The 18160-nt window shown below is 58.2% G+C and carries 13 protein-coding genes; 9 read left to right on the top strand and 4 right to left on the bottom strand.

The genetic code is table 11. The features are described 5' to 3' along the window. Nucleotides 1-31: 31 nt before the first annotated feature. Nucleotides 32-952, top strand: a complete 921-nt coding sequence (locus tag QOT07_RS18105; protein ID WP_283603694.1) for a LysR family transcriptional regulator — start codon at nucleotides 32-34, stop codon at nucleotides 950-952. A gap of 1 nt (nucleotide 953) precedes the next feature. Here the strand turns inward: QOT07_RS18105 and QOT07_RS18100 are convergent, their stop codons facing one another. After that, nucleotides 954-1430: a FlxA-like family protein gene (locus QOT07_RS18100; RefSeq protein ID WP_219016733.1), complete on the bottom strand. Its 477-nt coding sequence runs from the start codon at nucleotides 1428-1430 to the stop codon at nucleotides 954-956. A 58-nt stretch (nucleotides 1431-1488) separates the two neighbouring features. After that, nucleotides 1489-2037: a nucleotidyltransferase family protein gene (locus QOT07_RS18095; protein ID WP_219016732.1), complete on the bottom strand. Its 549-nt coding sequence runs from the start codon at nucleotides 2035-2037 to the stop codon at nucleotides 1489-1491. 141 nt (nucleotides 2038-2178) lie between these two features. Between QOT07_RS18095 and QOT07_RS18090 the strand changes: the two genes are divergently transcribed. Both QOT07_RS18090 and eutC read left to right on the top strand, forming a co-directional pair. Further along, nucleotides 2179-3564 carry an ethanolamine ammonia-lyase subunit EutB gene (locus QOT07_RS18090; RefSeq protein ID WP_283603693.1) on the top strand — a complete coding sequence of 462 codons (1386 nt, stop codon included), beginning with the start codon at nucleotides 2179-2181 and terminating at the stop codon, nucleotides 3562-3564. Continuing rightward, on the top strand, nucleotides 3561-4352 hold the full coding sequence (gene eutC / locus QOT07_RS18085; RefSeq protein ID WP_099063649.1) for an ethanolamine ammonia-lyase subunit EutC: 792 nt from the start codon (nucleotides 3561-3563) through the stop codon (nucleotides 4350-4352). The genes QOT07_RS18090 and eutC overlap by 4 nt, the downstream gene beginning before the upstream one ends. Here the strand turns inward: eutC and QOT07_RS18080 are convergent. Continuing rightward, the gene (locus tag QOT07_RS18080) at nucleotides 4331-5233 is read right to left on the bottom strand and encodes a LysR family transcriptional regulator (RefSeq protein WP_129936630.1); all 903 of its coding nucleotides are present in this window, start codon (nucleotides 5231-5233) and stop codon (nucleotides 4331-4333) included. The two genes, eutC and QOT07_RS18080, sit on opposite strands and share 22 nt — an antisense overlap. Before the next feature lie 437 nt (nucleotides 5234-5670). Between QOT07_RS18080 and budA the strand changes: the two genes are divergently transcribed. From budA to QOT07_RS18065, 3 genes are all read left to right on the top strand, one after another. Continuing rightward, complete coding sequence (gene budA / locus QOT07_RS18075; RefSeq protein ID WP_099063651.1) at nucleotides 5671-6450, top strand: acetolactate decarboxylase; 780 nt, start codon at nucleotides 5671-5673, stop codon at nucleotides 6448-6450. 39 nt (nucleotides 6451-6489) lie between these two features. Further along, on the top strand, nucleotides 6490-8175 hold the full coding sequence (alsS, locus tag QOT07_RS18070; protein WP_099063652.1) for an acetolactate synthase AlsS: 1686 nt from the start codon (nucleotides 6490-6492) through the stop codon (nucleotides 8173-8175). Between the two features lie 139 nt (nucleotides 8176-8314). Beyond that, entirely contained in the window at nucleotides 8315-9922 is a 1608-nt protein-coding gene (locus QOT07_RS18065; RefSeq protein ID WP_099063653.1) for an ABC transporter substrate-binding protein, read from the top strand. A gap of 52 nt (nucleotides 9923-9974) precedes the next feature. Here the strand turns inward: QOT07_RS18065 and QOT07_RS18060 are convergent, their stop codons facing one another. After that, nucleotides 9975-12254: a TonB-dependent siderophore receptor gene (locus tag QOT07_RS18060; RefSeq protein ID WP_207978929.1), complete on the bottom strand. Its 2280-nt coding sequence runs from the start codon at nucleotides 12252-12254 to the stop codon at nucleotides 9975-9977. A 327-nt stretch (nucleotides 12255-12581) separates the two neighbouring features. On the opposite strand from QOT07_RS18060, the gene fes reads away from it, so the two are divergent. The 3 genes from fes to QOT07_RS18045 are packed head-to-tail and all read left to right on the top strand — an operon-like array spanning nucleotide 12582 to nucleotide 18110. Then, the gene (gene fes / locus QOT07_RS18055) at nucleotides 12582-13952 is read left to right on the top strand and encodes an enterochelin esterase (RefSeq protein WP_283603692.1); all 1371 of its coding nucleotides are present in this window, start codon (nucleotides 12582-12584) and stop codon (nucleotides 13950-13952) included. Next, nucleotides 13927-14133 (top strand): MbtH family protein, encoded by a 207-nt coding sequence (locus QOT07_RS18050; RefSeq protein WP_219016728.1) that lies wholly within the window; start codon nucleotides 13927-13929, stop codon nucleotides 14131-14133. The genes fes and QOT07_RS18050 overlap by 26 nt, the downstream gene beginning before the upstream one ends. A 32-nt stretch (nucleotides 14134-14165) precedes the next feature. Continuing rightward, nucleotides 14166-18110, top strand: coding sequence for an enterobactin synthase subunit F (locus tag QOT07_RS18045; protein ID WP_283603691.1), 3945 nt, complete (start codon nucleotides 14166-14168; stop codon nucleotides 18108-18110). The last annotated feature ends 50 nt before the right edge of the window (nucleotides 18111-18160 follow it).

The following is an 18160-nucleotide window of genomic DNA, read 5'->3' as shown; positions in this document are numbered from 1 at the left end:
GATTTATTTAATTTATTTATGAATAAAAAACATGAATTACTCGATTAAACAACTCAGGGTTTTTGTCGCCATTGCCCGGCACCGCAGCTTCAGTCGGGCCGGTGAGGCGATTGGCCTGACCCAGTCGGCGGTCAGTCACAGCGTAAAAGAGCTGGAGGCGGAAATTGGCGTACGCCTGCTCGATCGCACTACCCGCGAAGTGCTGCTGACCGACGCCGGGCAGCGGTTGGCCAACCGCGTTGAACGATTGCTGGATGAATTACAGTCGTCATTGCTGGATGCGCGCAGCTTTGGCGTGCTACGCAGTGGTACGGTGCGGGTGGCGTCGAGCCAGACCATCTCTGCGCACCTGATGCCGCAATGTATCGCCGCAGGGGAAAAGCAGTATCCTGACATCCGCATGATGCTGCGTGACCAGGCGCAACAGCAGGTGCTGCACAGCATTCGCAACGCCGAGGTCGATTTTGGCATCGTGGTCGATCCGGTGCAGGCGTTGGATCTGGACTGTGAACCGATCCTGCACGAACCTTTCCTGCTGCTGTGCCGTAACGATCATCCGTTTGCCGAGCTGCCTGAAGTGCACTGGTCGGCGCTGAACGGCAGTCGTTTGGTATTACAGGATTATGCCTCCGGCAGCCGACCGTTGATTGACAGCGCCCTGCGCCAACAAGGGGTGGAAGCGACGGTGGTGCAGGAGATTGGCCACCCGGCCACGTTGTTCCCGATGGTGGCGGCAGGTATCGGCATCAGTATTTTTCCGGCGTTGGCATTACCCTTGCCGGAAGGGGGCCAGTTGAAGGTTCGGCGGCTGGTGCCGGAAATCAACCGCGCGCTGATGCTGGTACGGCGTAAAAATCGCTCGCTGACACCGGCGGCAGAGGTCATCTGGCAGGTAGTGGGACAGCAGGCGGCGTTGTTGCAGCAGCAGCGCCAACGGCAGGCGGATTACTGAGTTAAATATACACATCCACGGCGTTAAGCGCGGTCGGGCGGTTGATGCCGTCGCCTTTGGCGGGGGTAACGCTGTCAGCCGTTTTGGCCATTTGCTCTGCCTGCTGTTTTTCCATCTCTTCTTTCTGAATCCGCGCGATTTCGGCCTGCAGCATTTTGATCTGCGCCTGAATCAACTGTCTCTGTTTTTCGATCTCTTTAGGATCACCATCCGAGTCTTTCAGATCCACCAGTTTTTGTTGCAGATCCTGGATTTGTTTATTCAGCGATTTGATCCGTGCTGAGGCGCTGCTGTCGGCCACTTTTACCTGATCGCTACCGCCCGCTTCCTTGGTTTCTTTCATCTTGCCGCCTTCCGGCTGCTGGTTGACCGGTTTGGCCATCAGCAACTGGCCTTCGTTACCGGGGGCGCTAAAAACCTTGCTGATGCCGGGTACGGTGTTTTTCACCGGGACAATCATGGTAATGCTGGTCGACATAATACTCTCCCTGAGTTTGATTCTGCTGCTCAGGGTATCGGCCGCGCGGGGGAAAACTTTACCCGCGGATTTGCCGCAGGCGTGGCCAGTGCTGTAACCAGCCTTTGCTGGCCACCCGTTGTTCATAGGCGCTGAGGTCGCCGTTTTTGGCATTGAAGGTGATGGTGTCATCGAACAACCCGTCGAGGCCGAATGGCGCGACCAGTTGGATGCTGTCGTCAGCGTTCAGACGTGCGCCCACCGCGGTTTCCCGCTCGGTCCAATAGCTGATGGCATCTTCGCTGTTAAGATAGGGCGCCCGGCCGCTGCGCAGGTGCATACGCGCCTGGTTTTTCACCGACCACGGCTGTGGCAACCACTCTTGCAGTCGCGTTTCCAGCATTTGGTCACGCTCCGCTTCCGGGCGTTGTGGATCAAAATGGATCACGTCGATGTCGTTAAGCGGCGTTGACGTGGTGTAACCGTGCAACCGATCCCACACCAGATTACGCACAAAACCGGCCCCCAGGCACCAGTCATTCAGACCAAGCCGCCGTGCGGTGCGCAATGCCGCCATTCTTTCACTATCTTGCTGTAACCACTGGATAATTTTCTGTTGCCGGGTCATTACCTCTCCTTTGTTGCGGCTACTGTAACCTGAAGTGCCCGTGGGTGAAACAGCGAGCGAATATATTCGCTGGCCGACTGACTACACTTGGTACAGGGTTTGCAACTTCAGGTGAGTATTCAGGGCACAACAGGGGACACTATGTATCAGGCAACGCTTAGCCGGCGCAGCTACCGTTTCAGTGATTTACGCCAGTTGATGGCCAAGGCGTCACCGGCCCGTTCCGGCGACTATCTGGCGGAAGTGGCGGCGGACAGCGCAGAGGAACGCATGGCAGCGCGCATCGCGTTGGCAGAGGTGCCGCTGAAAACTTTCCTCCAGCAGTTGCTGGTGCCGTACGAACAGGACGAGGTGACACGGCTGATTATCGATAGCCACGATGCGTTGGCCTTTGCGCCGATTTCGCACCTGACGGTGGGGGACTTTCGCGACTGGCTGCTGAGTGAGCAGGCGGACAGCGCTATGTTGGCGCGGGTGGCCGCCGGCATTACGCCGGAAATGGCGGCGGCAGTGAGTAAACTGATGCGCAATCAGGATCTGATCCTGGTGGCTAAAAAGTGCCGGGTGATCACGCGTTTTCGCAACACCATTGGCTTGCCGGGCCACCTCAGCGTGCGACTGCAGCCGAACCATCCTACCGATAGTCTGCAGGGCATTGCGGCCAGCATGCTTGATGGCCTGCTGTATGGCAGCGGTGATGCGGTGGTGGGCATCAACCCGGCCAGCGACAGCCTGCCGCTGCTGGAGAAACTCAATTATATGCTGGACGACGTGATCCAGCGTTTCGCCATTCCTACCCAATCCTGTGTGTTGACGCACGTCACCAATACGCTGCGCCTGATCGAACGTGGCGCGCCGGTGGATTTGGTGTTCCAGTCGATCGCCGGTACCGAGGTGGCCAACAGCGGTTTTGGCATAAATCTGGCCCTGCTGGCGGAGGCGCAGCAGGCAGCGCTGAGCCTCAATCGCGGCACTCTGGGTCATAACGTCATGTACTTTGAAACCGGGCAGGGCAGTTGTTTGTCGTCCAATGCGCACCACGGTGTTGATCAACAAACCTGTGAGGCACGTGCCTATGCGGTAGCGCGACATTTCTCGCCATTGCTGATCAACACCGTGGTCGGCTTTATCGGGCCGGAGTACCTGTACGACGGCAAACAGATTATCCGCGCCGGTCTGGAAGATCATTTCTGCGGGAAATTGCTCGGCCTGCCGCTGGGTTGCGACGTGTGTTACACCAATCACGCGGAGGCGGATCAGGACGATATGGATACGCTGTTGACGCTGTTGGCCACCGCCGGGCTGACCTTCCTGATTGGCGTTCCGGGGGCGGATGACATCATGCTCAATTACCAAAGCACCTCATTCCACGACGCGCTGTATATCCGCGAACTGCTGGGGCTGAAGCATGCGCCGGAGTTCGCCGACTGGCTGACGAAAATGCATATCACCGACGATCTGGGGCGACTGCGCGACACCGCCGCCAATCACCCGCTGTTGCTGGCGTTACAGGGAGAGCAACCATGAGCAAGCCGGTCCACGTTAATAGTTGGGATGCGCTGCGTGCCTTTACCGATGCGCGCATTGCGCTGGGGCGCACCGGTGCCAGCCTGCCCACCGAGGAACTGCTTAAATTTGGCCTGGCGCATGCGCAGGCGCGTGATGCGGTGCACCAGCCGTTCGACAGCGATACGCTGGCCAGCGCTTTACAGCATCAGGGCTGGCAAACCTTGACGGTGCACAGCCAGGCGGCCGATCGTACCGCTTATCTCAGTCGACCGGATCTGGGGCGTCGGTTGGCTGCGGACAGCCGCAGCCTGCTGCAGGGCCTGTCGGACAAGCCAGCTGACTTACTGCTGGTGGTGGCGGACGGTTTGTCCTCCAAGGCGGTACATCGTCAGGCGCTGCCGTTGTTGCAGGCGCTGCGGCCTTATCTCGACCTATTGGGGCTCTCGGTCGCACCGGTGGTGTTAGCGCATCAATCGCGGGTGGCATTGGGGGATGATATTGGTGAATGTTTGCGGGCCAGAGCGGTGGCGATGTTGATCGGCGAGCGGCCGGGCCTGTCATCGCCGGACAGCCTGGGGATCTACCTGACCTGGGGGCCGAACACCCAGCGGCGGGAGTCGGAGCGTAATTGCATTTCCAACGTGCGTCCGGAAGGGCTGGATTACCCGCAGGCGGCGTTTAAACTGGCGTGGCTGCTGGAGCAGGCTTTCCAGCGTCGCCTGACCGGAATAGAGCTGAAAGATGAAAGTGACAACCCGGCGTTGTATGGCCAGGTATCACCGCTTCACTCCCAACTCGGCGGCTGACCGATACTTTGCTTGAGCAGAGTAATAAACAGATTCAGCCGTGTGGACACCTTCGCCAGCGGCCGCAGCAGATAAATCCCCTGTTGCTCCTGCCGCGGATCTTCCAGCAGCGGCAGCAACCGACCGGCCTGAATATCCGGTCCGACGACCCAGTTGGGTAAAAAGGTGATCCCCAGCCCCAGCAGCGCCGCCTCGCGCTGAGCGGTAAAGTCATCACAGCGCAATACCAGATTGCAGCGATCCATCAAAGGAGCGCTGAGAATTTGTGCCCAGCAGGCCGGTTGTTGTTTGTGATAGCGGGCAATCAGCCGATGTTCCGGCAAGGCGTTCAGGTCGGCTGGGCGGCCATAGCGCGCGAGATAATCAGGGCTGGCGCACATCATCCAGCGCTGGGTGGCTATCCGGCTGGCATACAGCCCACTGTCTTTCTGCTCGCCGATGCGGATGGCGGCATCCAGCAGTTCCTGGGTCGGATCGGTCTGACGCTCTGTTAAATCCAGCTCAACAAACAGCTGCGGATAGCGTTCAGCCAGCGTCGGCAACAGTGGCAGAATATAGGTTTTGCCAAAGGTCGGCAGGCAACTGATGCGCAAGGTGCCTTGCGGCCTGTCGCTCAGCGAAGTCAGTTCGGCGCGGATATCGCTGATGTCCGTCAGCAACGTGGTGGCTCGCGTCTGCAGCATTTCCCCGGCGTCCGTCAGCATCAGACCGCGCGTTGAGCGAATAAACAGCGTCGCGCCCAAGGCACTTTCCAGTGCATCAACGTGGCGCACCAGCGAAGAAGGCACCATTCCCAGCTTGCGGGCGGCGGCGGAGAAGCTGCCCAACAGGGCCACCTCGAGAAATATCGGCAGATGTTCAACATAGCGGGCGTCATTCATCTTTGCATTATATGCAAAAGCGTTTCTTATGAATACCTGGTTCTCCGTCCGTCGCAATACGGCTACTCTTTTTTGGTGCTTACGGCGGATAACAACGTGCCGTGAGCTCACCGCACAGAGCAAGAATGCATAAGACACGCGGTTTTTAGAACTTCAGATAGCTTGTTTTCCCCAGGCTCCGCCGTGTGCCTGCGGTATTGATAACTGCTTCAACACCAGACTAACCGTTCAATTTGGCACCCTGTTTAACAACAATGATTAGTGAATCTAAACCGTTGTTGACCTTGGGTGTCACCGGCCTGCCGTGCCGGTTTTTTTGTCATCGTTGGCTGAATCGTTCCAACTGAACGCGTCGCCGGTGACATCTTTGCTCACCTTCAGGTGAGCATTTTTGAACGCGCGGGGCATTCCACTCCGCGCTGGTGGAGGAGTAGTTTATGAACGAAGACCACGGGTGTTCCTGTGCGCAGCATTTGGCGCAAGGGTTTGCCAGGCAGTCGCTGAGCGTTGGGGAGGGCGAGATCTACCAAATCTCGCTGATGAGCGCGTTAATCAGCGGCGTTTACGAAGGGGAGGTCACTATTGCCGAATTGCTCCGGCACGGTAACTTCGGCCTGGGCACCTTCAATCACCTTGACGGCGAACTGATCGCCTTCGACAAGGAAATTCACCAGTTGCGTGCCGACGGCAGTGCGCGGCCGGCTAGTCTGCAGCAGAAAACCCCGTTTGCCGTTGTCACCTTTTTCCAACCGAGCATTACCCAAAACTTTGATCGCCCGATCACCAAGGCGCAACTGCACCAGTGCATTGACGAACAGGTGGCTTCACCAAATCTGTTCTGCGCGGTACGCGTTGACGGCGAATTCAGCCACGTGGAAACCCGCACCGTACCCCGCCAGGAACGCCCCTATCGCCCGATGCTGGAAGCGATAGAGGAGCAGCCAACCTTTGCCTTTCATCACTGCCAGGGCACCCTGGTCGGTTTCCGCTCGCCTGACTATATGCAGGGCATTGGCGTGGCCGGTTATCACGAACATTTTGTCACCGAGGATCGCAACGGCGGCGGCCACGTGCTGGATTACCAGCTCGACCACGGTCGCCTGCAATTTGGCGTGATCACCCGTCTCAATCTTCAGTTGCCGCATGATGCGGATTTTCTGCGCGCCGACCTCTGTCCAGAGGATTTGGACCGCGCAATTCGTTCTGCCGAGGGTTAAGTCCGCGACAGTCTTGGGTTAATTTTCAGGAGGTATTCCATGAGCAAGGCAAAAACAGACCATAACTGGGCGTGCGGCGCAGATTTAGTGGTGAAAAATCTGGAAGCGCAGGGGGTTAACTACGTATTCGGCATCCCGGGAGCCAAGATTGATCGGGTATTTGATTCGCTGGAGGACGCCCCCTCGATAGAAACGGTGGTGGTGCGTCACGAAGCCAACGCCGCGTTTATGGCAGCGGCGGTCGGGCGTTTGACCGGCAAGGCCGGGGTGGCACTGGTGACCTCCGGACCGGGCAGTTCCAATCTGATCACCGGGCTGGCGACCGCCACCTCAGAAGGGGATGCGGTGGTGGCGTTTGGCGGGGCGGTGAAACGTGCCGATAACCAGAAGCAAACCCACCAGAGCATGGACACCGTCAGCATGTTCCGGCCGGTGACCAAGTATTGCGCCGAGGTGCATGCCGGTTCGGCGATTTCGGAAGTGATCGCCAATGCTTTCCGCCACGCCGAGTTTGGCCGTCCGGGGGCATCGTTCGTCAGCCTGCCGATGGACATCGTCAATGAGCCGGTCAGTGCGCCGGTGCTGGCGGGGTGCCGATTGCCGCGCATGGGGGCAGCGGCGGCCGAGGATATTGGTGCGGCGGTTAAACTGATCCAACAGGCGAAATGCCCGGTGCTGCTGTTAGGCCTGCAGGCCAGCCGTCCGGAAAACAGCGAGGCGGTGCGTCAGTTGCTGCATCGCACCCATATGCCGGTGGTGGGTACCTATCAGGCGGCCGGGGTGATCGACGTCAATCACTTCGCGCGTTTTGCCGGGCGTGTTGGGTTGTTCAACAACCAACCTGCCGACCAGCTATTGCAGAAGGCCGATCTGGTGGTCAGCGTCGGCTACGGGCCGATCGAGTACGATCCCTGCATGTGGAACAGCCAGGGTCGATTGAAACTGGTGCATATCGACGTGCTGCCGGCGGACATCGACACCTGCTATCGCCCGGACGTCGAGCTGGTGGGCAATATCAGCGCCACTCTCGACATGATGACCGAAGCCTTTAACAGCGTGGTGAGCGTACCGGCGGAGGTCGAACTGATCCTCAGCGATCTGGGGCGTCAGCGCAATGAGTTGGCGGAACGTGCCGCACGGCGCGGCGGCATGCCGATCCACCCGTTGCGCATCGTGAAAGAGTTGCAGGACATAGTCAGCGACGACGTGACGCTGTGCGTGGACATGGGCAGTTTCCACATCTGGATTGCACGTTACCTTTACAGTTTCCGCGCGCGCCAGCTACTGATTTCCAACGGCCAACAGACCATGGGGGTGGCGTTGCCGTGGGCCATCGGTGCGGCGCTGGTGCGCCCGGGGGATAAAGTGGTGTCGATATCCGGCGACGGCGGTTTTATGCAGTCAAGCATGGAGCTGGAAACCGCGGTGCGGCTGAAAAATAACATCGTGCACGTGATTTGGGTGGATAACGCCTACAACATGGTGGAAATGCAGGAGGTGAACAAATACCAGCGTAAATCCGGGGTGGAATTCGGCCCCATCGACTTTAAAGCCTATGCCGAGGCCTGCGGTGCGGTCGGGTTTGCCGTGCAGTCTGTGGAGGACTTGCGGCCGATGCTGCGTAAGGCGATGGAAATTCAGGGGCCGGTCGTGGTGGCCATTCCGGTGGATTACGCCGACAACTACAAACTGATGGCGCAGATGAACTTCAGCCAGATGATTTAATTTCAGCAAGTCGTTAAACCACGGGGAATGCCGCCTCTGGCACTCCCCGTTTTCCATGCTCAGAATTTGTTCTTTACATCCCTAACTGCATGATTTATTGGTATCCCTCGAGTCTGTTTTTTACTCTGGGGATGGCACGATGAATCAGAAATCAAAAGCAAAAGCGATAACAATGACGCTGGGATTATTGGCCCTGGCGGTGATGGGCGGCGCGCGCGCTAGCACGCTGGTTTATTGTTCCGAAAGCTCGCCGGAAGGTTTCAATCCGCAGCTGTTTACCTCCGGCCCGACGGTCGATGCCAGTTCGGCGACCCTTTACAACCGGCTGGTGGATTTCAAAACCGGTACCGTCGAGCTGCAACCGAGCCTGGCGGAAAGCTGGCAGGTGAGCGAAGACGGCAAGAATTACACCTTTCATCTGCGTAAAGGCGTGAAGTTCCAGAGCAACAAATACTTTACTCCCACCCGTGACTTCAATGCCGACGACGTCATCTTTTCCTTTATGCGGCAAAAAGATGCCAATAACCCTTATCACAAGGTCTCCAACGGGGCTTACACCAACTTCGAATCGATGGAGTTTGGTTCGCTGATCAACCAGATTGTCAAAGTGGATGACAACACCGTGCGCTTTGAACTTTCGCGCGCAGAAGCGCCGTTTGTGGCCGATCTCGGCATGTATTTCGCCACTATTCTCTCCGCCGAATATGCCGATGCGATGCTGAAAGCCGGCACCCCGCAGCGGGTGGATAACGATCCTGTCGGTACCGGTCCCTTCCAGTTGGTGCAGTACCAGAAGGATGCGAAGATCCTCTACAAGGCGTTCGACCAGTATTGGGAAGGCAAACCGAAGATTGACCGCTTGGTGTTCTCGATCACCCCGGATGCGGCGGTGCGCTTCGCCAAGCTGCAAAAGAATGAATGCCAGGTGATGCCATTCCCCAACCCGGCGGATCTGACGCGCATGCGTGAGGACAAAAATATCCAGTTGATGGAGAAATCCGGGTTGAACATCGGTTTCCTGGCGTTCAACACCCAGAAAAAGCCGTTGGATAACCTCAAGGTACGGCAGGCGTTGGCTCTGGCGGTGAACAAGCCGGCTATTCTCGAAGCGGTATTCCACGGCGCGGGGCAGCCGGCGAAGAATCTACTGCCGCCGACCCAATGGGGCAGCAATGATAAAATTGAGGACTATCCGTACTCACCGGAAAAAGCCAAACAGTTGTTGCAGGAGGCCGGGCTGGGCCAGGGTTTCGCTATTGACCTGTGGGCGATGCCGGTACAACGGCCGTACAACCCGAATGCCAAGCGCATGGCGGAGATGATCCAGGCCGATTGGGCGAAGATCGGCGTGAAGGCCAAGATTGTCACCTTCGAGTGGGGTGAGTATCTGCAGCGGATAAAAAACGGTGAACATCAGGCAGCATTGATGGGTTGGACCACTGCCAACGGCGATCCGGATAACTTCTTCGGCCCGCTGTTTACCTGCGTGTCGGCCAATGGGGGTTCGAACTCGGCCAAGTGGTGCTATCCACCCTTTGATAAGCTGATTTTGCAGGCGCGTGAAGAGAATGACCACGCCAAACGGGTGGCGATGTATCAGCAGGCGCAGGTGATGATGCATGACCAAATGCCGGCAATGATGATTGCCCACTCAACCATTTTTGAACCGGTGCGCAAAGAAGTGAAAGGTTACGAGATCGACCCGTTTGGTAAGCACATCTTCAAACAGGTCTCGCTGGAGAAATAATAAAAAGGGGCTGCATGGCAGCCCCTGAAATCATGACCGGTTTATCCCACCATTAGAAATGGGTATTCACGCTCATATAGTAAGTCCGGCCCGGTTCGTTGTAGGTGGCTGCCCCTGCGCCGGCGATGTTAATCGCGCCGGTGGTTGGATCACCCACGTTCTGCGAGTTACCTTCACGGAACTGGCGTTTGTCGAACAGGTTGTCGATACCGGCGGTCAGGCTGATGTTCTTGGTCACATCATAGGTGGCGCTGGCGCCCACGACGGCGTAAGGGCTGACTTCCTTGGTTTCGGTGCCGCTAACCGGCTTACCCTGGTAGTTATACTTCTTCGGTTTCTGGCGGCCGTACCAGGTCAGGGTCGATTGCATCGACAGCTCCTGGGTTGCCTGCCAGCTCAGGGTCGAGTTGATGGTGAACTCAGGAATAATCGACAGGTAATCACCGGTCGTCTTATTCTTGTTTTCAATCATGTAGGTGGCGTTGTTGGTCCAGGAAACGGTCTCGCTCACCGGCACGTTCAACGACCCTTCCAGCCCCTGTACTACCGCTTTAGGCACGTTTTCCCACTGGTAAATGGCGGTACCGGTGCTGCTGGTGCCGATTCGGGAGTTGCCCGCTTCAATTTTGTTGTGGTAGTCGTTACGGAAATAGGTCACGCCGGCCAGCCAGCCGTCGTTATGAAATTCCAGACCAATCTCTTTGTTGACGCTGGTTTCCGCTTTCAGATCGTCGTTACCCAGCAGGTAACAGCCATTTTTGACGTCGCTGGACGAACAACCTTGCCCCTTGCTGTAGAGCAAATAGTTTTGGTTGGTCTGGTACAGGTTTGGTGCCTTATAGGCACGGGCGATGCCCATCTTCAGGGTGAAGAAGTCGCCCAGTTCCTGCGACAGGTTCAGTGACGGGCTCCAGTTGTTGCCGGCCTCGGAGTGCAGGTCGTAACGCAGGCCCGGTGTCAGCATGGTGCTGTCAGTCAGCTCCATATTGTCTTCGGCAAACAGCGAGAAGATATGCGCGGAGGCGTAAGGGCTACGGGTGCCGGTGTCTTGGCCTGGAATGGTGCCGCCCATCTGAGTTTGGCTGGTCGAAGAGCCGTCCTTCATCTTCTGTTGGTTCCACTCGGTCCCGACCGTGGCGGTTTGCGTCACGCCCAGTTCGAATGGCACGCTGACTTCGCTGTGCGCCAGGAAATCGTCGAGCTTGGTGGTGCCGAAACCCTCGTTTTTGGTATCGAAGATGCCTTCGGTACCGCCGGCCAGGCCTTCGTTCAGACGGGTATTACGCGTGCGTTCGAACTGAATATAGTTGTTGGTGCTGACGCCGTTATCCCAGGCACCACGGTGGTTGAGGCCGAAGGTTTCACGGTAAATACGGTTGGTCTCTTTGCCGTAGTTGCTTTGCACCAGCGCGTTGGAGTTGGTGTTTTGGGTATCCCCGGCATACAGGTTGCCCTGGCGACCGTAGGCATACTCAAACTCCAGTGACTGCAAGTGAGCAAAGTCCCAGTGCAGCATGGCATCGATGTTTTTGTCTTCTACGCCTTCACGTCCGGAGGGCGTGCTGCTGGCATAAGCGCCCACGCGCGCGGATTTGTGTGATTCGTTGATATCCCAGGCATCGGCCTGAGTTTTGCTGTAGCCGCCAAACAGGCGGAAGCTCAGCTCGTCGGTCAACGGACCTGACAGGCTGAAGTCGGTACGCTTGGTAGAGCCTTCTTGCTTGTGCTGCGGTACGTTGAAGTAGGCATTTAACGAGCCGTGCAGCTCTTTGGTGTTCTTCTTGGTGATGATGTTGACGACGCCACCGGCGGCACCGTTGCCGTAGCGTGCTGCCGCCGGGCCGCGCAGCACTTCGATGCGTTCAATCATCTCCGGTGGCACCCAGGCGGTATCGCCACGGGTATCACGTTCGCCACGCCAACCCTGACGCACCGAATTACGGCTGGTAGCGGGTTTGCCGTCGATCAGGATCAGGGTATTTTCCGGACCCATGCCGCGAATATCGATCTGGCGGTTGTTGCCGCGCTGGCCGCTGGTGGAGTTGCCGGTCAGGTTAACGCCGGGCATGGTACGGATCAGTTCGCTGATATCGCGCGCCGGTGGGCGCTTTTTGATTTCGTCGGCGCTGATGGTAGAAACCCCGGGTGCCTGCAGGTTCTGCTTGGCGGCGGTCACAACAATGGTTTCTTCAGCGGGTTGTTTTTTGTTTTTGGCGACGGAGTCTGTTTCTGCGGTGGTTTCTGTTTGCTGTGCGGCGTGCGCAAAGGCGGACGCGCCTAATCCTAACCCGATGAGTGTGGCTAAGGAATAACGAGATAATTTGCGGTTCATGTGAGTGTTCCTACCTTGCTGCCTTTCCCGGGGCACCCAAGCTGTAGGCCACCGGCGGAGAGAAGGGCGGTTGTAGTTTTTGTGTTTTCGGAAATAAAAATCCAGCCGGCCGAGACGCGACGACACCGATACCGACATTGGATTCAGCGCTAAAACCCGGTATCCATCCCTGTTGAAGAATACCTGCCCCGTTTGCGGGCCTACACACACTATTGCAAACGCAAATAATTATCAATAGTATTCGGTTTACGGTTTTCTTGGGCAGCGCCTCGCGCCGCGAATTTACCGGCTTTCCTGAAGCTGCCAGCTAAAAAGTGAATAGGCGTTTTGAAAACAAAATCCGAGTCAGAAAGCAGCAGATTATTATCGAGCAAGCACGCCGGGCGCCATGGATGGTGGCTGAATATCGCCAAACGCGGCACGCCGCTGGTGGAGCTGCTGGGGGATGGGCGAGGGGAGGTCACATTTTTATGGCGCGATCCGCAGGGATGTGAGCTCACTTCAGCCTATCAACGCGTTTGGATCCACATCAATTGCCTGACCGACCACCATCAATCGTCGCCGCCACAGAGCCTGCAACGACTGGAAGGCACCGACGTCTGGTATTGGCAAACCGAGCTGAGCGCGGACTGGCGTGGCAGCTACTGCTTTATCCCCTGTATGGACGACCGACCGCTGGAAAACAGGGGTGACGATGCGCACGCCAATATGCATTCGATCCGTCACTGGTGGCATCAGGTGTTTGCCGGTGCGACTCAGGATCTGCTTAATCCCCATCGTTCATGGACCGGTGTTGGCGGCAATGTGCTGTCCGGGCTGCATATGCCGGAGGCCCCATCGCAACCGGCCTGGCTGGATTTTGATCGCTACGCCGTGGCCAGTGGGCGCTGTACACCAGCGCCGCCTGCGCGACTGCAGCGTCACAGTTGGCACAGCGAGCGACTGGGTAATACCCGTAACGTCTGGGTTTACACCACCGGCGACAGCAACCCGGCGCAACGGCCGCTGGCGGTAATGCTGGACGGGCAATTCTGGTCGAGCAACATGCCGGTCTGGGATCCGCTGATGCAGTTGACCCGCGAAGGCAAACTGCCGGAAGCGGTTTATCTGCTGATCGACATCATCAGCCTCAAACACCGTAGCCAGGAACTGGCCTGCAATGAAGATTTCTGGCTGGCGGTGCAAGAAGAACTGCTGCCGCAGGTGGCTGAATGGGCACCTCACAGCCGTGATCCTGCCACGACGTTAGTGTGCGGCCAGAGTTTTGGCGGCCTGTCATCGCTGTATGCCGGCTTGCACTGGCCACAGTGCTTTGGCGGCGTTATCAGCCAGTCTGGCTCCTTCTGGTGGCCACGTCGCGATATGTATCAGCGTGAAGAGATACCCGCCGATGCCGGCTGGTTGCTGCATCAGGTTGAGCAGGGCGTCGGCAAGGGTAAGTTGAAGGTGTTTATGGAGGCCGGCGTGCACGAAAAAGTAGCGCACCGGGTGAACGACCAAATGGCGGCATTGCTGCGTGACGCCGGACATCGGGTGCAATACCGGGTGGTCGCGGGGGGGCATGATTACCTGTGCTGGCGTGGCGGTCTGATCGATGGGCTACAGGCGCTGTGGGCGGATCAAGTTCCTGCTCCTTTGGCCAAGCTAACCTTCACTGTCCAAGGAGTCCGTGATGGAAACTCTGAACCCGTTCGATGACGAACAACAAATCTGCCTGATTGTGCAGAATGACCAACGGCAATACAGCCTGTGGCCGGATTTCAGCGCAGTACCGGCGGGGTGGACGCCGGTATTCGGCCCGGCGGCCCGGCCGCTGTGCGTGCTGTGGCTGGAACAACATTGGCAGGATATGCGGCCCGCATCACTGCGTAAGGCGTGATGGCATCAGTCCCGAAAACAGGAGTCAGTCCCTTGTCAGACAGTATTTTATTATCGTCCGAACAGCAGCTCGCCACTGAGCTGCCTTTGGTCGCCGCGCAGCCCGGGATCTGGGTTGCCGATCAAATTTCACCGCATGCCAATGCTTACGCGGTTTCCCACTATATTGAGCTGAACGGCCCGCTGGACCAGGATTGTCTGCTACAGGCGATCGCGCAGGGGTTGTCCGAAGTGGATACCCTGCAGTTCCGTTTTGCAGAACGTGACGGGGTGCCGATGCAGTGGCATGACCCGGCGCTGGCGATCCTGCCGGTCGAGTTTATTGACCTGCGTGATTCTCCTGACGCAGCCGTTGCAGCACGCGCCTTGATGCAACTGGATATGTCCGGTGATTTACGCATCGGCAGCGGCAATGCGCTGTACCGCCATATGTTGATCCGCCTGTCGGATCAGCGCTGGTTCTGGTATCAGCGTTATCACCATATTTTGGTCGATGGCTTCAGTTTCACCGCCATTGCCCGCAGAATTGCCCATATTTATACCCGAACGTTGCGTAATGAACAGCCGGACCCGACGCCGTTTAGCGCCTTCAGCGAAGTGGTTGAAGAGTATCAACGCTACGCCCAGTCGCCTACCTGCCAGCGCGACGCGGCCTTTTGGCTGAACAAGGCGCAGCAGTTGCCGACCCCGGCCACGCTCTGTCCACAGCCGTTGGCCGGCCAAACGCCGACCACCCGCATTCATCGGTTATCACAGCTGTGTGACCGCCAGGACTTTAGTCAACTGGTGAACGCCGGTCAGCAGCAGTTCAGCGTGGCTGATATGGCGCTGGCATTGGTGGCGTTGTGGGTGTCTCGTCTGAGCGGCCACGCCAGCTTCAGCGCCGGTTTTATCTTTATGCGCCGCACCGGTTCGGCGGCACTGTGCGCCAACGGGCCGGTGATTAACGTATTGCCGATCGAAATGCACCTCGACCCTCAGGCTACGCTGAGCGAAGTCGCCGGCAATATCGGCCGAGAGCTGAAAAGCGTCCGTCGTCATCAGCGTTACGAGGCGGAACAGGTGCAGCGTGATCTGGGGCGGATTGGCGATGCCCAGCCGCTGTACGGCACCGTTTTCAACTTTAAGATGTTCGATTTCCAATTGGATTTCGGTGATATCGAAGGTATTACCCATGAGCTGGCCTCCGGGCCGGTGCGTGACCTGGAAATCGCGTTGTACCTCGATGAGGCCGGTACGCTGAAGGTTGATCTGCTGGCCAATGCCGAGCGTTATCAGCCGGATGAGCTGGCGGCGCATCTGCAACGCCTGCCGCTGTTGCTGCGCCAGTTTGCGGCACAACCACAGATGCCGATCGGTGAAGCCGATTTGCTCACCGAGCAGGATCGCCAATTGTTGGCCCGGGTTAACGACACCGCTCATCCGGTGGTGCCGCAAACCCTCAGCGGCCTGTTGGCGCAACAGGCGCAGAAAACCCCGGATGCCCCGGCGCTGGCCGATGCGCAATACCAATTCAACTACCGCGAGACCCGTGAACAGGTCACTGCGTTAGCGCGTCAACTGACGGCACAGGGCGTGCAGCCCGGCGATATCGTCGCCGTTGCCTTGCCACGGTCGGTGTTTTTGTCGCTGGCATTAATGGCCATCGTCGAGGCCGGGGCGGCTTATTTGCCGCTGGACACCGGTTATCCTGACGAACGCCTCAGCATGATGCTGGAAGATGCCGCACCACGCCTGATTATCACCGAAGCCAGCCAGCAAGCGCGTTTTGCCGGCCAGGGTGAGATCTTGCTGTATGACGCACCGCTGGCCGCAAACAGTGCGGCGGACGTGGTGCTCAGTGGGCCAACGCCGCATCATCCGGCCTACATTATCTTTACCTCCGGCTCAACCGGGCGGCCGAAAGGCGTGCTGGTGGGGCATCAGGCGATCGTCAACCGTCTGCTGTGGATGCAGCATCAGTATCCGATGGCTGCGGGCGATGTGGTGTTGCAGAAAACCCCTTGCAGTTTTGACGTCTCGGTATGGGAGTTCTTCTGGCCGTTGATGGTGGGTGCCCAGTTGGTGATGGCACCGCCGGAAGCGCATCGCGATCCGGAACAGCTGCTGCAACTGATTGACCGATATCGGGTCACCACTATGCACTTTGTGCCTTCGATGCTGGCGGCCTTTGTCGGTGCATTGGACACTCGGCAGGCGGTGGCGTGTTGTGCGCCGTTGCGGCAGGTGTTCTGCAGTGGTGAAGCCTTGCCGGCCGAGCTGTGCCGCCTGTGGCAAAGCCGCAGCGGGGTGCCGTTGCATAACCTGTACGGCCCGACCGAAGCGGCAGTGGATGTCACCTGGCATCCGGCCTGGGGCGAGGCGTTGGCCGCCGTCACCGGGGCTAACGTGCCTATTGGTCTGCCGGTATGGAACACCTGTCTGCGCATTCTCGACGCACGCTTGCGGCCGGTGCCGCCGGGTGTCGCGGGTGATTTGTATCTCACCGGTGTACAGCTGGCGCACGGCTATCTGGGCCGACCAGAACTGACCGCCAGCCGCTTTGTGGCCGATCCGGAAGGTGACGGTGGGCGGATGTATCGCACGGGTGACGTCGCACGCTGGTTACCGGGGGGCGAAGTGGAATACCTCGGCCGCAGCGACGATCAGTTAAAAATTCGTGGCCAACGTATAGAACTGAGTGAAATCGATCATGCGTTGCTGTCACTGCCGGGGATCAAGCAAGCGGTGACTCATGCGCTGGTGCTGGATAATACGCCGATAGATCCGGCCGGTGGCGATGCCCGCCAACTGGTAGGCTATCTGGTGGCGCAGTCCGGTGTGCGCCTAGATCTGGAGGTGCTGCGAGCCGCGCTGACCGATCGTTTGCCGCCGCATATGGTGCCGGTGGCGTTGGTCGAGATGGGATCCTTGCCGCTGAGTGCCAATGGCAAGCTGGATCGCAAAGCGTTGCCGCAACCACAGAGCGGCGTCAGAGCCGCCGGGCGTGAACCTGAAGCCGGGCTGGAAACGGCGATTGCTGCGGTGTTCGCCCGTCTGCTGCAGCGTGAAACCGTGTTTGCCGACGACGATTTCTTTGCCCTCGGTGGTCACTCGCTGCTGGCGATGCGTCTGGCGGCGGAGCTGCGCCGTGAGCTGGGTAAAGCGGTCTCGGTAGGGCAGGTGATGGTGGCTTCCCGGGTGGAACAACTGGCGCAGCTGCTGGCGGAAGAACGCACGCAGGAAGAGGCCGATCGGACCGGTTTTGACAGCGTACTGCCATTACGTACCACGGAAGGCCCAACGTTGTTCTGTCTGCATCCGGCATCCGGATTCTCCTGGCAGTTCAGCGTATTGCCGCGCTATATCGATCAGCATTGGTCGCTGGTGGGTATTCAGTCACCACGGCCAGAGGGTCCGTTGGCGCTGAGCGAGGATATGGATCAGGTCTGCGACGCACATCTGGAGACGGTATTGCAGGTGCAGCCGCAGGGCCCGTACCACTTTATCGGTTACTCACTGGGTGGCACGCTGGCGCAGGGTATCGCCGCCAGATTGCAGGCGCGGGGTGAAGAGGTAGCCTTCCTTGGGCTGCTGGATACCTATCCGCCGGAAACCCAGAACTGGGACGTGATGCTGGATGACAACGTACTGAAAGAAGTCCAGCGCGAACGTCAGCAGTTCCTGGCAGTTTCCGAGGATGCGTTGGATCCGGCATTGGGCGAAACCCGTGTGGCGATGTTCGATAATATCGAAGCCAACTATGCCGATTCGGTGCGCCTGCTTTCAGCGACTCATACGGCGAACTTTAAAGGGCAGGCGACGCTGTTTGTCGCGCGTCAGACGTTGCAGGAAGGGATGGACGTGCAGCAGACCTGGTCGCAATACGTGGATGCCTTGCAGGTGCATGAGCTGGATTGTGCCCACGTAGATATCGTGTCACCGGCGTCGTTCAAGGTGTTAGGGCCGTTGCTGAACCGGATTCTAAGAGCGCTGTAATCCCCAGTGACGGTAGGGGGCGAATACATTCGCCCCGATTAATGCGGGCC

Origin of the sequence: Serratia proteamaculans (assembly GCF_949794035.1) — a bacterium.
In the GTDB taxonomy this organism is placed as follows: Bacteria; Pseudomonadota; Gammaproteobacteria; order Enterobacterales; family Enterobacteriaceae; genus Serratia; species Serratia proteamaculans.
This window is presented reverse-complemented; position numbering and strand designations above follow the sequence as displayed.

Bases quoted from the DNA above. Each gene is read 5' to 3' on its own strand.
- QOT07_RS18105 (WP_283603694.1), top strand. From the start codon at position 32: ATGAATTACTCGATTAAACAACTCAGGGTTTTTGTCGCCATTGCCCGG.
- QOT07_RS18100 (WP_219016733.1), bottom strand. From the start codon at position 1,430: ATGTCGACCAGCATTACCATGATTGTCCCGGTGAAAAACACCGTACCC.
- QOT07_RS18095 (WP_219016732.1), bottom strand. From the start codon at position 2,037: ATGACCCGGCAACAGAAAATTATCCAGTGGTTACAGCAAGATAGTGAA.
- QOT07_RS18090 (WP_283603693.1), top strand. From the start codon at position 2,179: ATGTATCAGGCAACGCTTAGCCGGCGCAGCTACCGTTTCAGTGATTTA.
- eutC (WP_099063649.1), top strand. From the start codon at position 3,561: ATGAGCAAGCCGGTCCACGTTAATAGTTGGGATGCGCTGCGTGCCTTT.
- QOT07_RS18080 (WP_129936630.1), bottom strand. From the start codon at position 5,233: ATGAATGACGCCCGCTATGTTGAACATCTGCCGATATTTCTCGAGGTG.
- budA (WP_099063651.1), top strand. From the start codon at position 5,671: ATGAACGAAGACCACGGGTGTTCCTGTGCGCAGCATTTGGCGCAAGGG.
- alsS (WP_099063652.1), top strand. From the start codon at position 6,490: ATGAGCAAGGCAAAAACAGACCATAACTGGGCGTGCGGCGCAGATTTA.
- QOT07_RS18065 (WP_099063653.1), top strand. From the start codon at position 8,315: ATGAATCAGAAATCAAAAGCAAAAGCGATAACAATGACGCTGGGATTA.
- QOT07_RS18060 (WP_207978929.1), bottom strand. From the start codon at position 12,254: ATGAACCGCAAATTATCTCGTTATTCCTTAGCCACACTCATCGGGTTA.
- QOT07_RS18050 (WP_219016728.1), top strand. From the start codon at position 13,927: ATGGAAACTCTGAACCCGTTCGATGACGAACAACAAATCTGCCTGATT.